This window comes from Tenacibaculum sp. TC6, assembly GCF_050606265.1.
Classification (GTDB): domain Bacteria; phylum Bacteroidota; class Bacteroidia; order Flavobacteriales; family Flavobacteriaceae; genus Polaribacter.
Window position 1 is genome coordinate 276,922 of sequence record NZ_JBOCUK010000001.1, and the last position, 20,698, is coordinate 297,619.

Sequence of the window (20,698 nt, forward strand, 5' to 3'; positions counted from 1 at the left end):
GGTATTTTATTTTTTAATTGTTTTACTACAAATTAATTAAATTTAAGGTGCTATTAGCCACACCCTATCACCCTTCTTCTAACTAAACTAATAGCACCATTTTTAATTAATTTATTTCTAAACTTATATTTCCACGTTTTAGTATTCTTTATCCCTTTTACTTATTGTAAATTTGCCCAATGCAAACTTCAAACAAATCCAGATTAGAGTTTATTTCTCTAATGGCTTCTTTAATGTCCTTAGTTGCCTTATCTATAGATGCTATACTACCTGCCCTAGAAAATATAGGAGCTTCCATTAACTTACACGAAGCTAGTGAAAATCAACTTTTAGTTACCATGATATTTTTAGGTTTAGGTTTTGGGCAACTCATTGCCGGACCTATATCTGACAGTATCGGAAGAAAACCCGTAATATATGTTGGTTTTTTTCTTTTTGTTATTGCCAGTTTTATTTGTGTTTCTGCAACTGATATTGAAACAATGGTTTTTGGGAGAATACTTCAAGGTATTGGGTTATCTGCTCCTAGAACAATTAGCATTGCAATGGTAAGAGATACCTTTAGCGGTAATTATATGGCTAAAATAATGTCTTTTATCGTTGTTATTTTTATTTTGGTTCCGGTAATTGCTCCTTCTATAGGTAAAGTAATGCTTGATTTTTATGGTTGGAAATCTATTTTCTACAGTCAATTATTTTTTGGGGCTTTTGTTATGATATGGTTATGGAAAAGACAGCCTGAAACACTTAAAGAAGATTATAAAACTCCTTTAACTTTTAAGCTATTTATTAATGGATCAAAAGAATTTATGAAACATAAACAGGCTTTTGTTTTTACACTTATTTCCGGCTTAATAACCGGTTCGTTTATGGTATATTTAAGTGCTTCTCAATATATTTTTCAAGAGCAATATAAATTAACAGACGAATTTCCTTTTATTTTTGCCGGATTGGCTATTTCTGTAGGGTTTGCCACTTTTTTAAATGGAACATTGGTAATGAAGTATGGCATGTTTAAATTAGTACATTTCTTTACTTATGTTTTTGTAATTACTTCATTATTGTATTTATTTATTTTTACAGGGAAAAGTAACCCTCCTATTGAAATTATACTTGCCTTTTTTGCAATTCAGTTTTTTGCCATTGGCTTTTTATTTGGAAATTTAAGAGCTTTGGCTATGCAACCCATAGGTCACATTGCCGGCATTGGAGCTGCTTTAAATGGATTTATATCCACAATTATGGCAGTACCTATAGCAACTTATATCGGAAGCTTTATAAAGTCTACTTCTATTCCGCTTTTTGCCGGTTTTTTATCTTGTGGACTTATAGCTCTTTTTTTACTTATGTATGTAAAAAAACATGTTACCATATAAAAAAAATCAACACTTTAACTTTTAACTTTTTACAACTTTGAATATCGAAATCATTTATCAAGATCAATATATAGTTTGTGCTTCTAAACCTAATAACGTTGTTGTACATCATGCACATCATTCCAGAAATGTAATAGATGAAAAATCTCTTTTACAATTGCTAGATGATCAACTTAATGAAAAATTATACCCAATTCATAGATTGGATAGAAAAACATCCGGTATTATCTTATTAGCTCGTGAGACAAGTTATGTTGCTGAATTTCAAAAAATGTTTACTGATAATTTAATTCAAAAAACATATTATGGAATTACCAGAGGGCATGCTCCTGAAAATTTACTAATAGATTCTCCTGTAAAGGGTAGAGATTCAAACGTGTATAAGAATGCCGAAACTTTTTTAGAAACTATAAAGAAGATAACTTTAGAAATTCCTGTAAAACCTTATGATTCTTCACGCTATAGTTTAGTCAAACTTTCTCCAAGAACCGGAAGGTTACATCAACTTCGCATACATACAAACAAAATTAGCCACCCTTTAATCGGGGATCCTAAATATGGTGATAAAAACCATAATACTATGTTTATTGATAATTTTAATTGTGATAATTTGTTTTTACATGCGGCTTCTTTAAAATTTACACACCCTTATACAAAAGAGGAGCTTATGTTAATATCATCTTTTCCTGAAAATTGGCGCATAATCTTTGAAAAATTTAATTGGAAACTGTAAGCTGTAATTTTTCAACAAAATGATATTTTCTTTTTAAAATTCATGTTAAAAACTGTTTTTCTTTTATGAATTAATACTTTTTAACAGGTAATCAATTATATTTTAACTAAAAATATCAAAATTAAACTTTTTTCTCTTTTTTGTTTGAAAAAAAACACGAGACAATAAATACATTTTTTTAACTATATATTTACAAACGCAACAAGTTAATTAACTTTTCATTAAAAATAACTTAAACGATGAAAAATTTAAAACCCTTCTTACTAGCTTTTGCGGCAGCGACATTATTAACTAGCTGTAACGAAAGCGACACAAACCCAATTCAATCATCACCTGAAGCTAAGCTTCACAACAAAGCTACTCATGAAGGATGTAGCTACATTGACCAAAACTGGGGATCTAGTGCTTACATTAGTTCTACAATTGTTAATCAATCAGAAACAAATTTTATTAAGGACCAAAACAACAAAATAGCTGGTGTATTTAGTATTAGCACAGTGCCTTTATATTTTGCAAAAGGTAGTGGTACTGCTAACGCTATTTCATATGGTGCCGGTTATATTATTTTTGGAGAGCAATTATACAACATGGCGTTAAGTCAAGCTGGAAGAATTGCTTGTGCTATGGTTCAAGCTCACGAAGTTGGACACCAATTACAATACAAATATAATCTTCCTACAAGAAGAGAAAGCACTGCTAGAGCTTCAGAATTAGAAGCTGATGGTTTTGCTGGTTATTATATTAAAAAACCAAATGGTTATAACGCAACTTGGACACAAGCTGCTCCTGCTTATAACTTTGCTGGTTCAATTGGTGATTATAACACTACTAGCCCAGGACACCATGGTACACCTGCTCAACGTCGTTCAGCTTTCCGTTTAGGATATTTATTAGGAGGTTATAATTTATCAGTAAGAGACTTTGATTACAACTTCTTCTATTACTATGATAACTACGTATTACCAGGTAGTTTACGTAAAGATTTAGCTAAACCAAAAGATATCAGAAGTGATATTCATGAGTTTATCTTATCTAAAGTAGACGAATTACGTAAGATTAGTACTGGAGAAATCTCTAAAGAGGAATTCGAAAAATTATAATATTTAAAAAAAGGATACAAATAAACTAATTTGAAAGGTTAATTAACTTAAAAAGGGTTGCATAAATTGCAACCCTTTTACTTTTTATCTTTAAAAAAAGAATTAAAAATTTTAATAATCTTTAAAAATAGCGTGCATTAAACGTTTTTTATCGTTTATGCTTTCTTCTAAAGATATCATTGTTTCAGTTCTGTTTACACCATGAATATCATCTATTCTATAAATAATATCTTTTGCATCATTGGTGTTTTTGGCTCTTACCTTACAAAAAATATTATATTTTCCTGCTGTTACATAAGCCACAGTTACATTAGGTATTAACTTTAGGTTATCTAAAACATGTTGTGTCATTGAGGTTTTTTCAAGAAACACACCTACATGTGCAATAAAAGAATACCCCATTTTTTCGTAATTCAACGTTAATGTTGACCCTTCAATTATACCTTCATCCTCCATTTTTTTAACTCGAACATGAATTGTTCCGGCAGAAACTAGTAACTTCTTAGCTATATCAGTAAAAGGTGTACGAGCGTTCTCTATTAAAATATCTAAGATTTGATGATCGATTTCATCTAGTACAAATTTTTTCATTTTTGTATTTATTCAAGTAATATTGCTAAAATATGATTTTTTTTCAAACTTTATATACTTTTATTACAAGAAAAACAAAGATTAATCATTTATATTAAATTCTTTATGGCATAAATATGATGATAAGTCTCCTTCTTTCTCTTTAATTAAAGTGAGTGCAAATTTATTACTTTCAATTTGTTCTGCATACTGATATGCTATATCTTTTTTATTATTTTTTGAACGATAAATTACGTCATAGAAGTTCTTGATATTGTTAGGAATAGAAAAATATTCTTCATATTTATTAAACATTTTATTTGTAGAAATATGAAAAATTCCTTGTAATAAGGCATAAAAATTAAATTTTCTCACCTCTTCTCTTTCATAATCGTCAGGAAAATGCCCAGCTTCAATCAGTATGGTATTATGCCCTAACTTTTGAAAATTATCTCCCGTTGCCGTTGGATAAAATTCATCTGTATATCTTCCTATATGGTTAGGTATTATTTGTTGCAATAATTTATTCATAGCAACAATAACATTCATTGTTTGAATGCGTCCTTGTGTTACTTTTCTGGTTTCTTCCTCCGAAGGAGCTAAAAAAGATATGGTTGCCGGATTTTCAGTTCCCTCTACTCCAAAAATTGTTCTTTGATCATGTAGGTTAAAACAGAATTCAGGGTTAACTTCTTCCAAAATAATCCTTAATAGCTTACTTTCCTTTGCCTGAAGTGCTACAGCATCTCTATTTAAATCAACTCCATAAGCATTAACTCTGGTATAAGCTAACGCTCCGTCAGGATTTAACATTGGAACAATATGAATCTCTGTCTCATTCAAAATTGTTTGGACTGTATTATGCGAAAACTTATTTGTAATAAAGTTTAAAAAATCAAAAACAGCTTTAGTTCCTGTACTTTCATTTCCGTGCATCTGGCTCCAAACCAGAATTTTTTTCTCCCCTTTTCCCAGTTTAAGTTTATAAATAGGTCTTTCTTGTTCTGAAGTCCCTATTTCTTCTTTATCTATAAAATCAGGTAGATTTGTATATAATTTTTTGATATCATTAAAAGTTATCCATCTTCCTTGAATGTTATTTTCTCTTATAGAAGGATATTCTTTTTCTAAAAAATCAATATTTAATGTACTCATTGTCTAATTATAACGAAAACCATTCAGCGACTAACTCTTGTTCTATAGGTTCAATAGAATTATGTACGTAATCATTCTTTATTAAATCATAATGATAGTCTTTAGCCCATTCATCAATATTATTTGCTAAAGCGTTTAATGAATTGCAGATGAAATTTACCTCTTCATCGGTTATCGTTGGATGTATTGATAACCTAACCCATCCTGGTTTTTCTGTACTGCATCCACCTTTAATTTGATCTTTAATTTTATGAGACGTATTTTGATCTACATTTAATAAAAAATGCCCGTAAGTACCTGCACAAGAACAGCCTCCACGAGTTTGAATTCCGAAACGGTCATTTAATAATTTTACAACAAGGTTAAAGTGATATTTTTCAAAATAAAAAGAAAAAATACTTAATCTGTCTTTATGTTGAGGCGCTAAAATTTTAATTTTTTCTATGCTTTCTAAACAATCAAAAATAATGGCATTAACTTCATCTTCCCTCTTTTTCATCTTCTCTACGCCCATTTGTTCTTTTAATTGAATAGATAAGGCTATTTTTATCGTTTGCAAAAATCCAGGTGTACCTCCATCTTCTCTTGTCTCAACATCATCAATATAATCATGTTCTCCCCAAGGATTTGTATATGTTACTGTACCTCCTCCCGGGTTATCAGGAATAGTATTTTTGTATAGTTTTTTATTGAATAATAAAACTCCAGAACTACCCGGACCTCCTAAAAACTTATGCGGAGAAAAGAAAATTGCATCTAAATACTCATCTTCAATCTCCGGGTGCATATTTATATTAACATAAGGTGCTGAGCATGCAAAATCAACAAAACACAATCCGTTATATTTATGAATTAATGCTGCTACTTTATGATAATCTGTTTTTATTCCGGTTACATTAGAACCTGCAATTATCGAAGCTATCTTTATGGGTCTATCTGCGTATTTTTTTATTGTTTCTTCAAAAGTATCTAAACAAATTAGACCTTCATTATTACAAGGCACAACTTCTACATCTGCTATTGTTTCATACCATGATGTTTGATTAGAATGATGCTCCATGTGACTAACAAAAACTATAGGTTTTTTTTCATCAGGTACCTCTGTATGTTCTTTTAAATTTTCAGAAACCTTAAGTCCTAGTATACGTTGAAATTTATTAACCACTCCTGTCATACCTGAACCTTCAGTAATTAACACATCATCTTTACCAGCGTTTACATGCTGCTTTATAATTTTTCTGGCTTCATGATATGCTAGTGTCATTGCCGCACCTGTTGTAGAGGTTTCAGTATGAGTATTAGCTACAAAAGGTCCAAACTCATTTAATAACTTTTCTTCAATAGGCCTATACAATCTTCCGCTGGCCGTCCAGTCTGTATAAATAAGTTTTTTTTCACCATATGGGGTTTTAAAAGTTTGATTAATACCTACTATATTATTTCTAAACTTTTCAAAATATGTTTCTAAACTCATAACTAAAACTTTAATATTCCTTCTACTGTTTTTTATAATTTAAATATGTACTCTATAAGAGTTTTATGAAGGGTTTTATAATAAGATTATGCAATAATCTCTTCTATCTCTTTTATGAATCTTTCAGCAAGTTCATCAGCTTTTTCCTGAGTAGTTGCTTCGGTATAAATTCTGATAATAGGTTCTGTGTTTGATTTGCGTAAATGCACCCATTCATCAGCAAAATCTATTTTAACTCCGTCAATAGTATTAACTTCTTCATTTTTATATTTAGAAGCCATTTTTTCTAAGATTTGATCAACGTTTATCTTAGGAGTTAATTCAATTTTATTTTTACTCATAAAGTAACTTGGATAGCTATCACGTAATTCTTTACAAGACATTTTTTTAGCTGCCAAATGAGATAAAAATAGTGCTACTCCAACTAAGGAATCTCTACCATAATGAGAAGCAGGATAAATTATACCTCCGTTTCCTTCACCTCCTATTACGGTATCAGTTTCTTTCATTTTTTTCACCACATTAACTTCACCTACGGCACTAGCTGTATATGTTCCACCATGATGTTCAGTAATATCTCGCAACGCTCTAGACGATGATAAATTAGATACGGTATTTCCTCCTCCTAATTTTCCTAAAACATAATCTGCACAAGCCACTAACGTATATTCTTCTCCAAACATTGACCCATCTTCAGAGATTAAAGCCAAACGATCAACATCCGGATCTACAACAATTCCTAAATCAGCTTTCTTTTTAACTACTAATTCAGATATATCTGTTAAATGTTCTTTTAAAGGTTCCGGATTATGTGGAAAATGCCCGTTAGGGTCACAATATAATTCAATACACTTTACACCTAATTCTTTTAAAAGCATTGGAATTGCAATTCCTCCTGTAGAGTTAACTCCGTCAACTACCACTTTAAATTTAGCTTTTTTAATCGCTTTTTTATCAACTAAGTCTAGTTTTAATACTTGTTTGATATGTTTCTTTATATACTCTTTTTTCTTTCTGTAACTTCCTAATTCGTCAACTTCAGCAAATTGTAATTCATTACTTTCAGCTAACTTTAAAACTTCTGCTCCGTCTTCTCCATCAATAAATTCTCCTTTTTCATTTAATAACTTTAACGCATTCCATTGTTTCGGATTATGAGACGCTGTTAATATAATACCTCCATCTGCTTTTTCCATAGGTACAGCTACTTCAACAGTTGGAGTTGTTGACAGTCCTAAATCAATCACATCTATCCCTAAACCTATTAATGTATTAGCTACTAAGCTACTTATCATTTTTCCTGAAATGCGAGCATCTCTACCTAATACAATTTTAATTTTTTCTTTTTCCGTGTTTTTATTTTTAATAAATGTACCATAAGCAGCGGCAAATTTTACAGCATCAATTGGTGTTAAATTATCTCCTATACTACCTCCTATTGTACCTCTTATTCCTGATATCGATTTTATTAATGTCATATTAATTTTTTATTAGATAACAAATATAGCGGTATTTAAGAAATTAGCATTACACCTTATAGTCTTTAAGTGTAACATTTGTTACATATAACACATATAAAAAAACCGTTAATAGATTTAACGGTTTTTAGCTTGTTTTTATGTTTTATTTGTTTTTGTATACTATTCTTTGGTAGGTTTTACCATTCCTCAGCTTTACTCTTATCAAATTATATCCAAAGGGTAACATTTCCATAAGCTCCTTGTTTTCCTGTCGTAGATTATCAACTTTTTTAACTGAATAATCACTAGTTATTCTTTCTCCAAAACTTATAATAGTTTGATCTCCTCCTGCTACCGGACGTGGTATATTACAATTTAAAGCTCTTGTTTCAGAAACTTGTAATATTTTAATAGCTGTATAAAAAGGATGTGCTTCTGGTATTTCATCAACAGAATAACTTTTTACTATTGATTTTGTATTTATGCAATCTACAAATTGATAATCAAATCCTTTTTGAAACTTAAATTCCTCTTTGCTATATGCATCATTCGGATTATAGATTCCTGAAGGATATTCTCCGCTACAAGGCTCATATAAGCTTTCTACTGTGTTTTGTACATTCATATATACTGATGCTATTCTTTCTTGAATACTTTGCCTCATACGTTCTCCTTGACCCTTCGTAAAAACTGCTTGGTCAAGTGACCGACAAGGTAACACCAATGAACTCATAAAGTTTGTTGCAGGTACCTGTGTGATTGATCTGTTACATGATATTTTGCTTTGATCTCCAATATACGTTGAACAATCTTCAGCAATTTCTTCCTTACTGTATTCTATGGAGGGTAAAGTATCATCTACCATATCATTTTGTATTACCAAATCGCAATTAGTACTATTCCAATTATTATAGGTATGATGCAATAAAAAATTATGTCCTATTTCGTGTGGTAACGTAGATGTTAAAATATATTCATCATCAATAACAGAATTTATTCCGGGTTTATTAGCTACTCCTGCAATTTTACTATCATCATATTGACTACGTCGAATAGTTGATACGATAAAAACATTAAAACTATCATTTTGATATTTATTAATACTTTTTGCATAGTCTACCAACTGGTTAAAGGTTCTGTCTCCTCCTAAATAAACCACAGATTTCCATGTACTGTTTATTTCATCAAATCCTTTATACCTAAAGAATATTTTAAACGGATTAAAACATGTATTCAATATTGCTACGGCATCCATTAAATCATTTTCATTTACAGGGATAGCTCTTTCTCCGCTATTTTCATTTAAAATATGAAAATATATATTAAACACATAAATACCTTCTGAATCTCTAAAATAAGTAGTACTACTTTCAATACTCTTACTTGCTGTGGTTTCTTCTAACTCTTCACATTGTAAAGGGTTGATATTATTGTTTTTTAGGTAATTTTCTACCTCATAAAGTTTAAGTTCTTGTTTTTGAAGTAAGCTCAACATTTCTTTTTGAGCTAAGGTTGGGTTAATTACATAGATTGTTAATACTATAAATAGTAAATTTCTTATCTTTTTCATTATCATGACAAAGTTTAAGGAATTATGATATGATTTTGGGGGACCATTTTTATTTGAATGAATAGATGCAGCTATTCAAATAAAAAATAAATTAGGAAAACCATTATGCTTCCTGAATACTAAACAATTCCGTGTAGTTGTTTAGTTTATGTCAACAACCATTAAAACGAATGATTATTTTTAATATTTAACTTGTATTATTTCTCATAAGCTATCAATTTTTAGTAGTTATTATTTCTCAGTTTAAGTTATCAGAAACTTAAACTCCCTTAAGTTAACCTTTTTTTTCTTTATTTAAAAGAATATGAGATATTTACACAAAAAAAACAAATACAAGTAAAAACAAAAAGCCGATGCAAATTGCATCGGCTTTTAAGAGTTATAATGGTTTTGGAAATTATTTTCCTTCCATTTTTTTCTTTAATTCAGCTAATCCACCAATATCACCTAAAGTAGTTTTTTCTACTTCTTGTGCTTTTTTAGCAGCAGCTTTTACATTCTTTTGCTCCTCTTCTCTAAAAATAGAAGTGTGAGAAACAACGATTCTACGGTACTCTTTACTGAATTCAGTTACTTGGAAATCGGCTACATCACCTTTTCCTAACTTACCACCGTCTTCTTTTTCAAGGAAACGAACTGGAGCGAAAGCTTCTACTCCGTCAGCAAAAACTACAGTAGCACCTTTATCGTTCTTTTCTTTGATAGTACCTTCATGAATAGAACCAACAGTATAGTTGTCTTCATGAGCATCCCATGGATTGTCTAAAGTTTGTTTGTGACCTAAGTTTAACTTACGGTTTTCAACGTCTAACTCTAAAACTTGTACCTCTAATTTGTCTCCAACAGTTACAAAATCAGATGGGTGCTTAATTTTCTTAGTCCAAGATAAATCAGAAATATAAACTAATCCGTCAATTCCTTCTTCTAACTCAACAAATACACCAAAGTTAGTGTAGTTACGAACAGTACCTACGTGCTTAGAGCCAACAGGATATTTAGCTGTAATGTCTGTCCATGGATCTGGGTGTAATTGCTTCATACCTAATGACATCTTACGCTCATCACGATCTAAAGTTAAGATTTGAGCTTCAACCTCATCACCAACTTGAACGAAATCTTGAGCAGAACGTAAGTGAGTAGACCATGACATTTCAGATACGTGAATTAATCCTTCAACACCATCTTCTACTTCTACAAAAGCACCATAGTCAGCTAAAACAACTACCTTACCTTTTACAGTATCACCAACTTTTAAGTCTGGGTTTAATGCTTCCCATGGGTGAGCTGATAATTGTTTTAATCCTAATTGAATTCTTGACTTGTTATCATCAAAATCTAAAATTACTACATTTAATTTTTGATCTAACTCAACCACTTCGTTTGGATGGTTGATACGAGACCAAGATAAATCTGTAATATGAATTAATCCGTCAACACCTCCTAAGTCAACAAATACTCCGTAAGAAGTTACGTTTTTAACAACTCCTTCTAATACTTGTCCTTTTTCTAATTGACCGATAATTTCACGTTTTTGATCTTCTAAATCAGCTTCAATTAACGCTTTGTGAGATACAACTACGTTCTTAAATTCGTGGTTAATTTTAACAACCTTGAACTCCATAGTTTTCTCAACAAATTGATCGTAATCACGGATAGGTTTAACATCTATTTGAGAACCTGGTAAGAAAGCTTCAATACCAAATACGTCAACAATCATACCTCCACGAGTTCTACACTTAACAAAACCATTAACGATTTCTCCGGTTTCGTGAGCGTTATTAACACGATCCCATGCTTTAATTACACGAGCTTTTTTGTGAGATAATACTAATTGACCTGAAGAGTCTTCTCTTTTATCAACTAATACTTCTACTCTGTCTCCAACAGCTAAATTTGGATTGTAACGGAATTCATTTAATGAAATTACTCCTTCTGACTTAGAATTGATATCGATAATAGCATCACGATCTGTAATACGCACTACTTCTCCTTCAATTACGTCACGCTCATTAACGAATCCTACTGTACCTTCTAAAGCCGTTTCAAATTCTTTTAACTTAACCTCATCTACTGCTTCAATACCTTCTTCGTATTTGTGCCAGTCAAAGCTTGCTAAAAATTCTGTTGGGTTTACAGCTTCTGCTGTATTTTTTGTTTCTTCAGACATGTCTGAAATTAATTTTGTATCTTTTTGTTAGCCAGATTTTTAACGACACCAACGCCAAGAGATATTAAACTTATTAATTTTACATAAGACCTTTTATAAATCTGTTCTCGTAAAAAGGCGTGCAAATGTACAAATAATTATTTAGATAACCTAAAATGTTTTGGTTTTTAATAAGTTATGTTAATCAGCTTTTTAAGCTTGAGTCCATTTAATATTTCCTTCTTTAATTTCCTTTCCGTAACTTAAATAATGTTCTAACTCTGTTTTTTGACCATTAATATCTTCTATTTCTACTCTAATTTCAAACAAGCCCCAAGTCCATAAAATTAATTTACAATGCGGATTATCAGGTCTTCTTTCAATGGTTCTTACAGGATTTTTAAATGATTTATGTAAAATGTATGTTACTTTTTTTACAAAAGCTAAATCCATTCCATCTATGTATAAATGAACTTTATAATATGTTATACCTTCTTTATTTTGTTTTTTATAATAAGCTACATCTATCCCTTTTATTGATCTCTCGTCTGGGTTAAATAAAGAATCTTTTACTCGTAAATCGTATGTTTTTTGCCTCATGTATTCGGGAGCTTATTCATTATCATTTATTTCAATACTTGGAGCAGGTTCAATTTCTCCATCTATTCCTAACCCTTGAACTTCGTTAGTTTGAGCTGTTGTAATTGGTGAATTACTTTTGGCTGCTGATTCTCCAAAATAATACCCAATCACCGTTCCTACAATTCCCCCTAAAGAAGCTATAACCAATTGCAATGCCTTCATTTTATTATTAAAATCATCGGTTGTTGCCATAGAAAAGACTATCAATCCGGCAAAAATCAACACAATAATTAACGCCAAAAAATGTTTAAAGTCATTGATAAGGTTTGCAAAAAATTGGGTAACCATGTAAGCTAAGTTACCGGAGTTTTTACTATACAGAGGTGGGCTTTTATATTTTCCCCAATTAAAAATTACAGCCAACCAATTAATCATTAAAATTAAAGAAAAAAGGGTAAGTATAAGTACCAAAATTCCACTGGAATATGTTGATAAAAAGGTTAAAATTTCTTCCATCTATTTTCAGTTTGGTTAATTTTTTAAAAGTATTACACTTAAAAATGTGAAACTTAGCTAAGTTACTTTAATTTGAAATATTTTTCAAGTTATATTACTTTTAATTTAACGAGACTGGAAGGATGAGTTTTTTACACACCTATTTATTTAAACACTTAAAATAAGTATATATTTCTTAATTAAGAATTCTTTTAATCGTCTTTTAAAAATCTTTTTATATCATTATTAGAGCCATACACCACCAAAATATCATCTTTATTTAATACATCTTGCGGGCTTGCAACTCCTTTAACTTTTGTTACGTTTATTGTTCTTCCTACAAAACTCTTTTCAACACTACTTCCAATAGTGGTTAACACTAATAAATTATAATTCTCTCTTATTTTAGCATCACTAATAGCCACACCATCATACCTCTTAGGTACTTTAACTTCTATAATACTATAGTTATCACTTAACTCAAAAGAGTCTACCACTCCTTTTAAACAGAGTTTTTTAGCCCATCTTTCTGCTGATTCTGCCTCAGGATGCACTATTTCATCTACACCTATAGCTCGTAATACTTTTTCATGTAGGCTATCTATTGCTCTACTTACCAACCTTTTTACCTGAAAGTTTTTAAATAGTGCTGTAGCCATTACATTAGCTCCTTTATTTTCTCCAATAGCTATTACTACCATATCTGTATCTCTCAGTGGTAAGCCGGAAACTGTAAACTCATCAGTAGCATCCATGCAAATAGTATGTGAAATGCGTTCTTTATAGTTATCAACTTTATTCATATTGGTGTCAATTCCTATAACTTCATTTCCTTGCTCTGTAAGTTTTTCGGCTAAAGAAGCTCCAAAACTTCCTAGTCCTATGATAATATATTTCATTTTTTTCTTTTTAATTTATCGTTATTTCTTCCACAGGATATTTATAGTTTTTATGTTTCACTTTCTTAAAAAGTGCAATAAGCAATGTTAACATGCTTACTCTTCCTATGAACATTATTGCGATAATTACTAATTTACTAAATGCACTTAATTTGGCTGTAATACCTAAACTTAATCCTACAGTACTGTAAGCAGAAAAACACTCAAAAGCGATATCTAATAATTTTTTATCACTATCAAAAACAGATACTATTATAATTCCGGATCCTATAACAACTAATGATAATGATATTACTGCAAAAGCTCTTCTTACAGATACATCGGCAATTTCTCTTCTGTAAACTTCTATTTTAGATTTACCTTTTGCTAAACTAATAAAGTTAAGTGTTGCTATAGCAAAAGTATTGGTCTTTATTCCTCCTCCTGTTGAAGCCGGAGAAGCTCCAATCCACATCAATAAAAACATCATCATTACTGTTGAGAAATGTAATGCTCCCATATCAATATTATTAAACCCGGCTGTTCTTGGTGTTGTGGCTCCAAATAACGCGGTAATAAATTTACCTACTCCTTCATGCTCTCCTAAGGTATTATTATATTCATTACAGTAAAAAACTAACGTTCCTATAAAAGTTAATGTTGATGTAGTTACCAAAGTAATACGGCTATTTAAAGTTAGTACCCACGGTTTATGTGTTTGTTGTTTTCCTCTCAAATAGAAAAATTTCTTTAAAAAGAAATATTTAAGATATTTTATAATATTTACTACAATTGGAAAACCTAATCCTCCTAATACAAATGCAGCTATAATAATTGCTTGTAATACATAATTATTTTTAAATCCTGTTTCGTATAAACTATTGGGTAAAGTTGAAAAACCCGCATTACAAAAGGCCGACACAGAATGAAATACAGAGAAAAAGAATTGTTCAAAAAATGAACGAAACATATTTTTATCTAGGCTAAAATAAATTAGTATAGCCGTTAATAATTCTATTGAAAATGTTATGACTAAAATACGTTTTAAGGTAGAAAAAACTTCGCTAAGTTTATTAGAACCTGTCATATCACTCAACGTTAATTGACTTTCATAACTGGTTCCTCCTTTAAAAAAATAACTAAAGTAACTGGCTACAGATAAAATTCCGATACCTCCTGCTTGAATTAAAAACAAAATAATTGACTGCCCGAAAGTTGTAAAATAGCTTCCGGTATCCACTACAATTAACCCTGTTACACATACAGCACTGGTAGAAGTAAATAAAGCATCCAAAAAAGAAATACCTGTATAGGTTGCGTTAGGCAACATTAGCAATAAGGTACCTATGATAATTATACTAAAAAAACTTATAATAAATAATTGAGCCGGATTTAAAAGTGTTCTTTTATAGCTGACTCCTTGTTCTGAAAATTCTCTTATAAATGTTAGTATTATAGCAAACTTTACCCAGTTATCATTATATAAGAACGAAATATGTCTATGGGCATCTTCTCCTAAAAAATGAGTATATAGAATGGTAAGTGTTATTAAAATTGTAAGAATATCAAAAATTATAACACGTCTTTTTATTTGTTTTAATCTTTCAATATACCTCAGTATAGTAGACGTGATTCCTAGACCTATAATAATAAAGTAAAAAACATTAAATATTTTTTGTACTTGTGTTGATTTATCAAAACCAAAATCAACAATAAATAAGAGCATTCCTATTACAGATGAAGTAAAAGCTACTTGGTATAACTTTTTAATACTGGTAATATTTATTTTAGAAAAGATCAACTTTAATATATTTAAATTTATTGGTTATTCTACTTCTTTTATTTCTACTTTAAATAACGTATCAAAAATAGTATAAACAGCTTCTGCTTCATTTTTACGAACTGTGATTAGATATTCACATTCCAATTCCAACTTTTGACTCACAATTTCTATATTACGTTCTTTTATAATACGCATCACTTTATTCATCATATCATAACCAAACGTTATTTTAAATTGTTTATCTATTGTTTTCTCTATTATTTCCGAAGCCTCTAGTGCTAGTTGAGCAGAGTTTTTATAGGCATTAATTAAACCTCCTACTCCTAGTTTTGTTCCACCAAAATAACGTACAGAAACAACTAAAACATTAGTCACATCAAAAGCTTGAATTTGTCCGTAAATAGGCTGTCCTGCCGAGTTATTTGGTTCACCATCATCATTTGCTCTAAATCGAAGTGTTTCTGTTCCCAGTTGCCAAGCATAGCAATGGTGACGAGCGGTATGATGTATTTTTCTTAGTTGCTCTAGACATTCTTTAATGTCATCTTCTGAAGAAACCGGAAAAGCATATCCGTAAAATTTACTGTTTCTATCTTTAAATAGCGTTTCTTCGGATGGTTTTGTTATGGTTTTATATGTATCTTTTACTTCATCCATTAAGCTATAGTTACTAATATAATTCCGGATATAGCCAAAGCCACTCCAATTTTATTTTTAATACTAAAATTTTCTTTGAACACTAAAAAACCAACCAATGTAGAAACAATTACAATCCCTACATTATTTACAGTAAACAAAGTGGAACTTTCAAAATTATCATTTTGCAACGCTTTAATTAAAAACACAATAGAATAATAATTAGGAATCCCTAATACAATACCGGCCAATAAACTTTTTAACTCTAGTTTTTCTTTCGTTATAATTTGCTTTACCAGTAAAATGAGAACTCCAAAAAATGCTGCAAAACCAAATAGACTTCCGGAGAAGAAATCTACATCATTTTCTGAAACAAAATTTGTTTCAACATATTTCAAAGTCGTATCGATTACCCCGGATCCTAAAAATAACAATACCGGATAAAGCAATCCTTGGTTATCTCCTTTACTTTCTTCTTTTACAGAAGACATGTACACTGCCACTAATGCAATACCAATTCCGATTATTTTTAAAAAAGTGACACTCTCATTATACAAAATTATACCAAAAACAATAGGAACCACTACTGACATTTTACCTGCAATAGAAGCTACCGAAACTCCGTTCTTTTGAGCTGTTATGGCCATTACAAGAAAAATAGTTACAAATAATAATCCTAAAAACATAGCACCGTAAAACCATAATTGGTTAGTAACTTCGGTTATACTGCCAAAAGCGTTAGCAGAAAACATTCCTAAAACAAAAGCTACCATATAGTTAACTACAATAGCTTGCAAGGTATTTACTTTGTATAAATCAAAATACTTAAAAATAACAAACAATGATGTTGAGAAAACAACACTCAATAACAAGTACATCATTTTATAAAAACTCTTCTCTATTAAACAAATTAACTACATCTTCTTTTTCCGGATCTATATTCCATACTTTTATTCCTAATTTCTTTGCTGCTTCTGTATTTTCAAAAGTATCATCAATAAAAATAGTTTCTTCTGGAATTAATGTATTCTCTTCTAAAACAAAATCATAAATGGTACGGTTAGGTTTTCTCAAGTTGATTTCATGCGACAAATAGAATTGCTCAAAACAATCTTTAAATATAGCATACAACTCTTCTCCCCAATCGTTTTGAATCCATGATATATGCAAATCGTTCGTATTGCTTAATAAAAACAATCTGTATTCTTTTTTATCTGCCAGTTTTTTTATAAAGTTAAATCTATGATCTGGAAAATCCAGTAAAATAGCATTCCAAGCTCTTTTTAAATCTTCTTTAGGAATTGCAAATTTATTATGAAAAAAATCAACAAATTCATTCGTCGTTATCGCACCTGTTTCATAGCGATAATACATTTCCATCATTTCCTCAGTTACTTCTGTAACGCCTAATTTGGCTAATTCTTTATAGGTTGCTTGCTTATCTAAATTGATAAACACATCTCCAAAATCAAAAATGATATTTTTAATCATTAGTATATATTCTTAATATATCGTTATCTATTTTTTCTTCTACTATTTGTTTTGCTGACAAATCGGGGCTTTTTACTCCTTCATCAAAATGGCTTTGTCCTACAAAAACTCTTGCTTCATCCCAGAGATTTTCATCTATAAATGTTTGTAATGTTTGTCGTCCTCCTTCAATAAGTACCGATTGTATTTTGTGTTTCATTAAAATCTCACAAATTTGTTTAGCTACTTGCTCTTTAAAATTTATGGTTTCATAAGCTATAAGCTCCTTATTTTCAAATTCTTTTACTTCGGTAAACACAATTGTTTGTATACTATTATCCAGTATGTTAAATGTTTTAGAAACACGAAGTTTTCTATCCAACAAAACTCTTACAGGGTTATTGCCTGTCCAGCTACGTACATTAAGGCTAGGATTATCATGTAATGCTGTATTGGTTCCTACCAAAATAGCATGTTCTTCACTTCTCCATTTATGTGCAAGTTGCTGAGAATAAACATTTGAAATCCAAACAGGCTTCAATTCCTCTTTGGTAGAAGGCGCAATATAACCATTTACGGTTTCTGCCCATTTTAAAATAATGTAAGGTCGTTTTTTTTCTTGTACTGAAAAAAAACGTTTATGATGTTGTAAACATTCTTTTTCTAAAACACCTACTATAACATTACATCCGGCTTTTTGCAATCTTTCTATTCCTTTACCGGATACTAAAGAATTGGTATCTACACAACCAATAACCACATTAGGTATTTTTTTTGTCACAATTAAATCAGCGCAAGGAGGGGTTTTACCATAATGTGAACATGGCTCCATAGTTACATATATGGTAGATACTTCAAGTAATTCCGGTTTTTGTACAGAGTTAATTGCATTTACTTCAGCATGCGGACCTCCATAAGGACTTGTATAGCCCTCGCCTATTATTGTATCATTGTATACTACTACTGCCCCAACTGAGGGATTAGGCCTAGTGGTTCCAATACCATTTTTAGCTAGTTGTAAACAACGTTTTATATACTTTTCGTGATTATGACTCAATTATTTTAAGTTTTAGTAGCTCAATTACCTCCTTAAAATCAATCAAACTGCATTTACATACATCAGTTAATTAATCTATTTTTTTCGTATTAATCTGTTTTTATTTTTTACTCATAAATAAAAACTTGATATTTTTTTATTTTCTTTTTGTTTTTAGGTAATTTGCTCTTACAAAAATACTATATTCCTATGACTCTGTCTGATTTTATCATTAGAGAAATTAAACCTGAAGATAATCAAGAGGTTGCTCTACTAATTCGTAATGTTTTAATTGAGTTTGGTGTTCCAAAAGTAGGAACAGCCTATGAAGATAAAGCTACAGATCAGATGTTTGAAACTTATCAAAAAGAACGAGCTAAGTATTTCGTTATTGAATTTGAAGGTAAAATAGTCGGTGGTGCTGGTTTTGCCCCTCTTGATAATTACAATGGAAACGTATGTGAGTTACAAAAAATGTATTTCCTGCCCATAACCAGAGGAAAAGGTTTAGGTAATGAATTAATTAATCATTGTTTAAATAAAGCCAAAGCTTTAGGATTTGAACAATGCTACTTAGAAACTATGCCTTATATGGATGCAGCCAGAGCTTTATATAAAAAAAACGGATTTAAAAGTTTAGATGGACCTATGGGAAATACAGGTCACTACTCTTGTAATGTTTGGATGATTAAAGAACTATAACCGGAAAAATACCTTCTAATGACTATTAAAGAGTTTAAAACTTTTTTTACTTCTGAATTACAAACTATATATCCATTAAATGAAATAGATACTTTTTTCTTTTATCTGTTAGAAGAGTATTTAAACTTTCAAAGAATTGATTATGTTTTACAATCTGACTTTGAAATTTTAGAAGAAAAAAAGCTTCTCTTTACCAATGCTTTAATACGTCTTAAACAAGAAGAACCTATTCAGTATATATTAGGAAAAACAGAATTTTATGGTTTGCCTTTTAATGTTAACAAACACACATTAATACCAAGACCTGAAACTGAAGAGTTGGTTGAGTGGATTATACAAGAGGCTCAAAAAACAACCGTTTCAAGTATTTTAGATATAGGAACGGGTACTGGTTGCATTCCTATTAGTTTAGGAAAAAACTTACCTCACGCAACTATTTATGCTATAGATGTTTCTGAAGAAGCCTTAAAAGTTGCCAAAGAAAACGCTCTTTTAAATGCCACTAAAATTAACTTCCTACAATTAGACATTCTTAGTCTAGAAATACTTCCTCAAAAGTATGACATTATTGTTTCTAACCCTCCTTATGTTCGAAATTTAGAAAAATTAGAAATTAAAAATAATGTTTTGCAAAATGAGCCTCATTTAGCTCTATTTGTTGACGATAATAATCCTTTAGTTTTCTACGATAAAATTGCTGATTTAGCAAAAAAGCATTTAAATGATGACGGTCTTCTATTTTTTGAAATTAATCAATATTTAGGAAAAGAAATGATTGACCTGCTTAAAAATAAAAATTTCTCTTCTGTAGAACTTCGTAAAGATCTATTTGGAAATGACAGAATGATTAAGGCTAAAATTTAAAATTAGTTTACTATTTTAAAGGTGTTCTACTAAATTAAAATCAGATTTTTTACAAACTTATATGTAAGCCCTTGAATTTCTTAGCGACCTTAATTTAAAAAAAACGTAAAAAATAATTATTTTGTAAAAAGCACAAAACAAAAACACAACCACTTAAAAAACAACACAATACACATTTACCAACAAATGTTAAACACTGTTAATTCAGTAAGTAACATGAAAAAAAGTATTATTTTTGTGACCCCTTGAAAAAAAGTGTGTCTTAACCTATACACTAATTAAAAAGAAAGTATTAAACCTACTATAAAACGTCTTAACCTTAATGGGAAAAGTAAATTTAAAAACATTAATTGAAGAGTCTAAAGCTGATTCAGGGCTCGTTTTTAATGCTGAGGGTCATGTATTAGACTCTCACAACATTTCTAATGAAAATAATATTGCAGCCATGGCTGCAGTAATAGTTACCATGTCAAGTGAGTTTTTTCAAGATGCGTTAAATTCTAAAACGCTAAATCAATTAGTATTAGCTTCTGATGAAGGAGTATCCGTTATAAACAAGTATGATGATGATCATATTGTTTGTTTATTAGCAGAAGATATTTCAAAGTTAGCTATTATAAAACTTACACTTAAAAAAATAATTCCTCAATAACATAGCAGAATATATT

20 protein-coding genes are annotated in these 20,698 nt (G+C 30.3%); 6 read left to right on the forward strand and 14 right to left on the reverse strand.

What is annotated here, in order from left to right; genetic code table 11:
- Positions 1–179: 179 nt before the first annotated feature.
- From ACQY1Q_RS01255 to ACQY1Q_RS01265, 3 genes are all read left to right on the forward strand, one after another.
- The gene (locus ACQY1Q_RS01255; protein WP_431003459.1) at positions 180–1,376 is read left to right on the forward strand and encodes a multidrug effflux MFS transporter; all 1,197 of its coding nucleotides are present in this window, start codon (positions 180–182) and stop codon (positions 1,374–1,376) included.
- Positions 1,377–1,413: 37 nt separating this feature from the next.
- Positions 1,414–2,109, forward strand: a complete 696-nt coding sequence (locus tag ACQY1Q_RS01260; protein ID WP_431003460.1) for a pseudouridine synthase — start codon at positions 1,414–1,416, stop codon at positions 2,107–2,109.
- A 239-nt stretch (positions 2,110–2,348) separates the two neighbouring features.
- A complete protein-coding gene (locus ACQY1Q_RS01265; protein ID WP_431003461.1) occupies positions 2,349–3,209 on the forward strand; it encodes a metalloprotease in 861 nt (286 codons plus the stop codon).
- 111 nt (positions 3,210–3,320) lie between these two features.
- Here ACQY1Q_RS01265 and ACQY1Q_RS01270 read toward each other — a convergent pair whose 3' ends face one another.
- From ACQY1Q_RS01270 to ribD, 14 genes are all read right to left on the reverse strand, one after another.
- The gene (locus ACQY1Q_RS01270) at positions 3,321–3,800 is read right to left on the reverse strand and encodes an Lrp/AsnC family transcriptional regulator (RefSeq protein WP_431003462.1); all 480 of its coding nucleotides are present in this window, start codon (positions 3,798–3,800) and stop codon (positions 3,321–3,323) included.
- 81 nt (positions 3,801–3,881) lie between these two features.
- Positions 3,882–4,934 carry a M14 family zinc carboxypeptidase gene (locus ACQY1Q_RS01275; RefSeq protein WP_431003463.1) on the reverse strand — a complete coding sequence of 351 codons (1,053 nt, stop codon included), beginning with the start codon at positions 4,932–4,934 and terminating at the stop codon, positions 3,882–3,884.
- Between the two features lie 7 nt (positions 4,935–4,941).
- Complete coding sequence (locus ACQY1Q_RS01280) at positions 4,942–6,408, reverse strand: aminotransferase class V-fold PLP-dependent enzyme (RefSeq protein WP_431003464.1); 1,467 nt, start codon at positions 6,406–6,408, stop codon at positions 4,942–4,944.
- 86 nt (positions 6,409–6,494) lie between these two features.
- Complete coding sequence (gene glmM, locus ACQY1Q_RS01285; protein WP_431003465.1) at positions 6,495–7,886, reverse strand: phosphoglucosamine mutase; 1,392 nt, start codon at positions 7,884–7,886, stop codon at positions 6,495–6,497.
- Positions 7,887–8,031: 145 nt separating this feature from the next.
- Positions 8,032–9,438 carry a hypothetical protein gene (locus ACQY1Q_RS01290; RefSeq protein ID WP_431003466.1) on the reverse strand — a complete coding sequence of 469 codons (1,407 nt, stop codon included), beginning with the start codon at positions 9,436–9,438 and terminating at the stop codon, positions 8,032–8,034.
- 397 nt (positions 9,439–9,835) lie between these two features.
- The gene (rpsA, locus tag ACQY1Q_RS01295) at positions 9,836–11,605 is read right to left on the reverse strand and encodes a 30S ribosomal protein S1 (protein WP_431003467.1); all 1,770 of its coding nucleotides are present in this window, start codon (positions 11,603–11,605) and stop codon (positions 9,836–9,838) included.
- 192 nt (positions 11,606–11,797) lie between these two features.
- Positions 11,798–12,184 (reverse strand): pYEATS domain-containing protein, encoded by a 387-nt coding sequence (locus ACQY1Q_RS01300; RefSeq protein ID WP_431003468.1) that lies wholly within the window; start codon positions 12,182–12,184, stop codon positions 11,798–11,800.
- Between the two features lie 12 nt (positions 12,185–12,196).
- The gene (locus ACQY1Q_RS01305; RefSeq protein WP_431003469.1) at positions 12,197–12,682 is read right to left on the reverse strand and encodes a hypothetical protein; all 486 of its coding nucleotides are present in this window, start codon (positions 12,680–12,682) and stop codon (positions 12,197–12,199) included.
- A 191-nt stretch (positions 12,683–12,873) separates the two neighbouring features.
- Entirely contained in the window at positions 12,874–13,560 is a 687-nt protein-coding gene (locus tag ACQY1Q_RS01310) for a potassium channel family protein (protein ID WP_431003470.1), read from the reverse strand.
- 10 nt (positions 13,561–13,570) lie between these two features.
- Positions 13,571–15,265, reverse strand: coding sequence for a TrkH family potassium uptake protein (locus ACQY1Q_RS01315; RefSeq protein WP_431003514.1), 1,695 nt, complete (start codon positions 15,263–15,265; stop codon positions 13,571–13,573).
- Positions 15,266–15,364: 99 nt separating this feature from the next.
- Positions 15,365–15,979: an IMPACT family protein gene (locus tag ACQY1Q_RS01320; protein WP_431003471.1), complete on the reverse strand. Its 615-nt coding sequence runs from the start codon at positions 15,977–15,979 to the stop codon at positions 15,365–15,367.
- The gene (locus tag ACQY1Q_RS01325) at positions 15,979–16,839 is read right to left on the reverse strand and encodes an EamA family transporter (protein WP_431003472.1); all 861 of its coding nucleotides are present in this window, start codon (positions 16,837–16,839) and stop codon (positions 15,979–15,981) included. The genes ACQY1Q_RS01320 and ACQY1Q_RS01325 overlap by 1 nt, the downstream gene beginning before the upstream one ends.
- Before the next feature lies 1 nt (position 16,840).
- Positions 16,841–17,449 carry an HAD-IA family hydrolase gene (locus ACQY1Q_RS01330; protein ID WP_431003473.1) on the reverse strand — a complete coding sequence of 203 codons (609 nt, stop codon included), beginning with the start codon at positions 17,447–17,449 and terminating at the stop codon, positions 16,841–16,843.
- The gene (ribD, locus tag ACQY1Q_RS01335; RefSeq protein WP_431003474.1) at positions 17,442–18,485 is read right to left on the reverse strand and encodes a bifunctional diaminohydroxyphosphoribosylaminopyrimidine deaminase/5-amino-6-(5-phosphoribosylamino)uracil reductase RibD; all 1,044 of its coding nucleotides are present in this window, start codon (positions 18,483–18,485) and stop codon (positions 17,442–17,444) included. Before ribD ends, ACQY1Q_RS01330 begins: the two co-directional genes overlap by 8 nt.
- A 189-nt stretch (positions 18,486–18,674) precedes the next feature.
- Here ribD and ACQY1Q_RS01340 point away from each other — a divergent pair, with 189 nt between their 5' ends.
- The 3 genes from ACQY1Q_RS01340 (at position 18,675) to ACQY1Q_RS01350 (ending at position 20,682) form a co-directional block, all read left to right on the forward strand.
- A complete protein-coding gene (locus ACQY1Q_RS01340; RefSeq protein WP_431003475.1) occupies positions 18,675–19,166 on the forward strand; it encodes a GNAT family N-acetyltransferase in 492 nt (163 codons plus the stop codon).
- Between the two features lie 18 nt (positions 19,167–19,184).
- Positions 19,185–20,030 (forward strand): peptide chain release factor N(5)-glutamine methyltransferase, encoded by an 846-nt coding sequence (gene prmC / locus ACQY1Q_RS01345; RefSeq protein ID WP_431003476.1) that lies wholly within the window; start codon positions 19,185–19,187, stop codon positions 20,028–20,030.
- A gap of 322 nt (positions 20,031–20,352) precedes the next feature.
- Positions 20,353–20,682: a hypothetical protein gene (locus tag ACQY1Q_RS01350; protein ID WP_431003477.1), complete on the forward strand. Its 330-nt coding sequence runs from the start codon at positions 20,353–20,355 to the stop codon at positions 20,680–20,682.
- Positions 20,683–20,698: the final 16 nt, after the last annotated feature.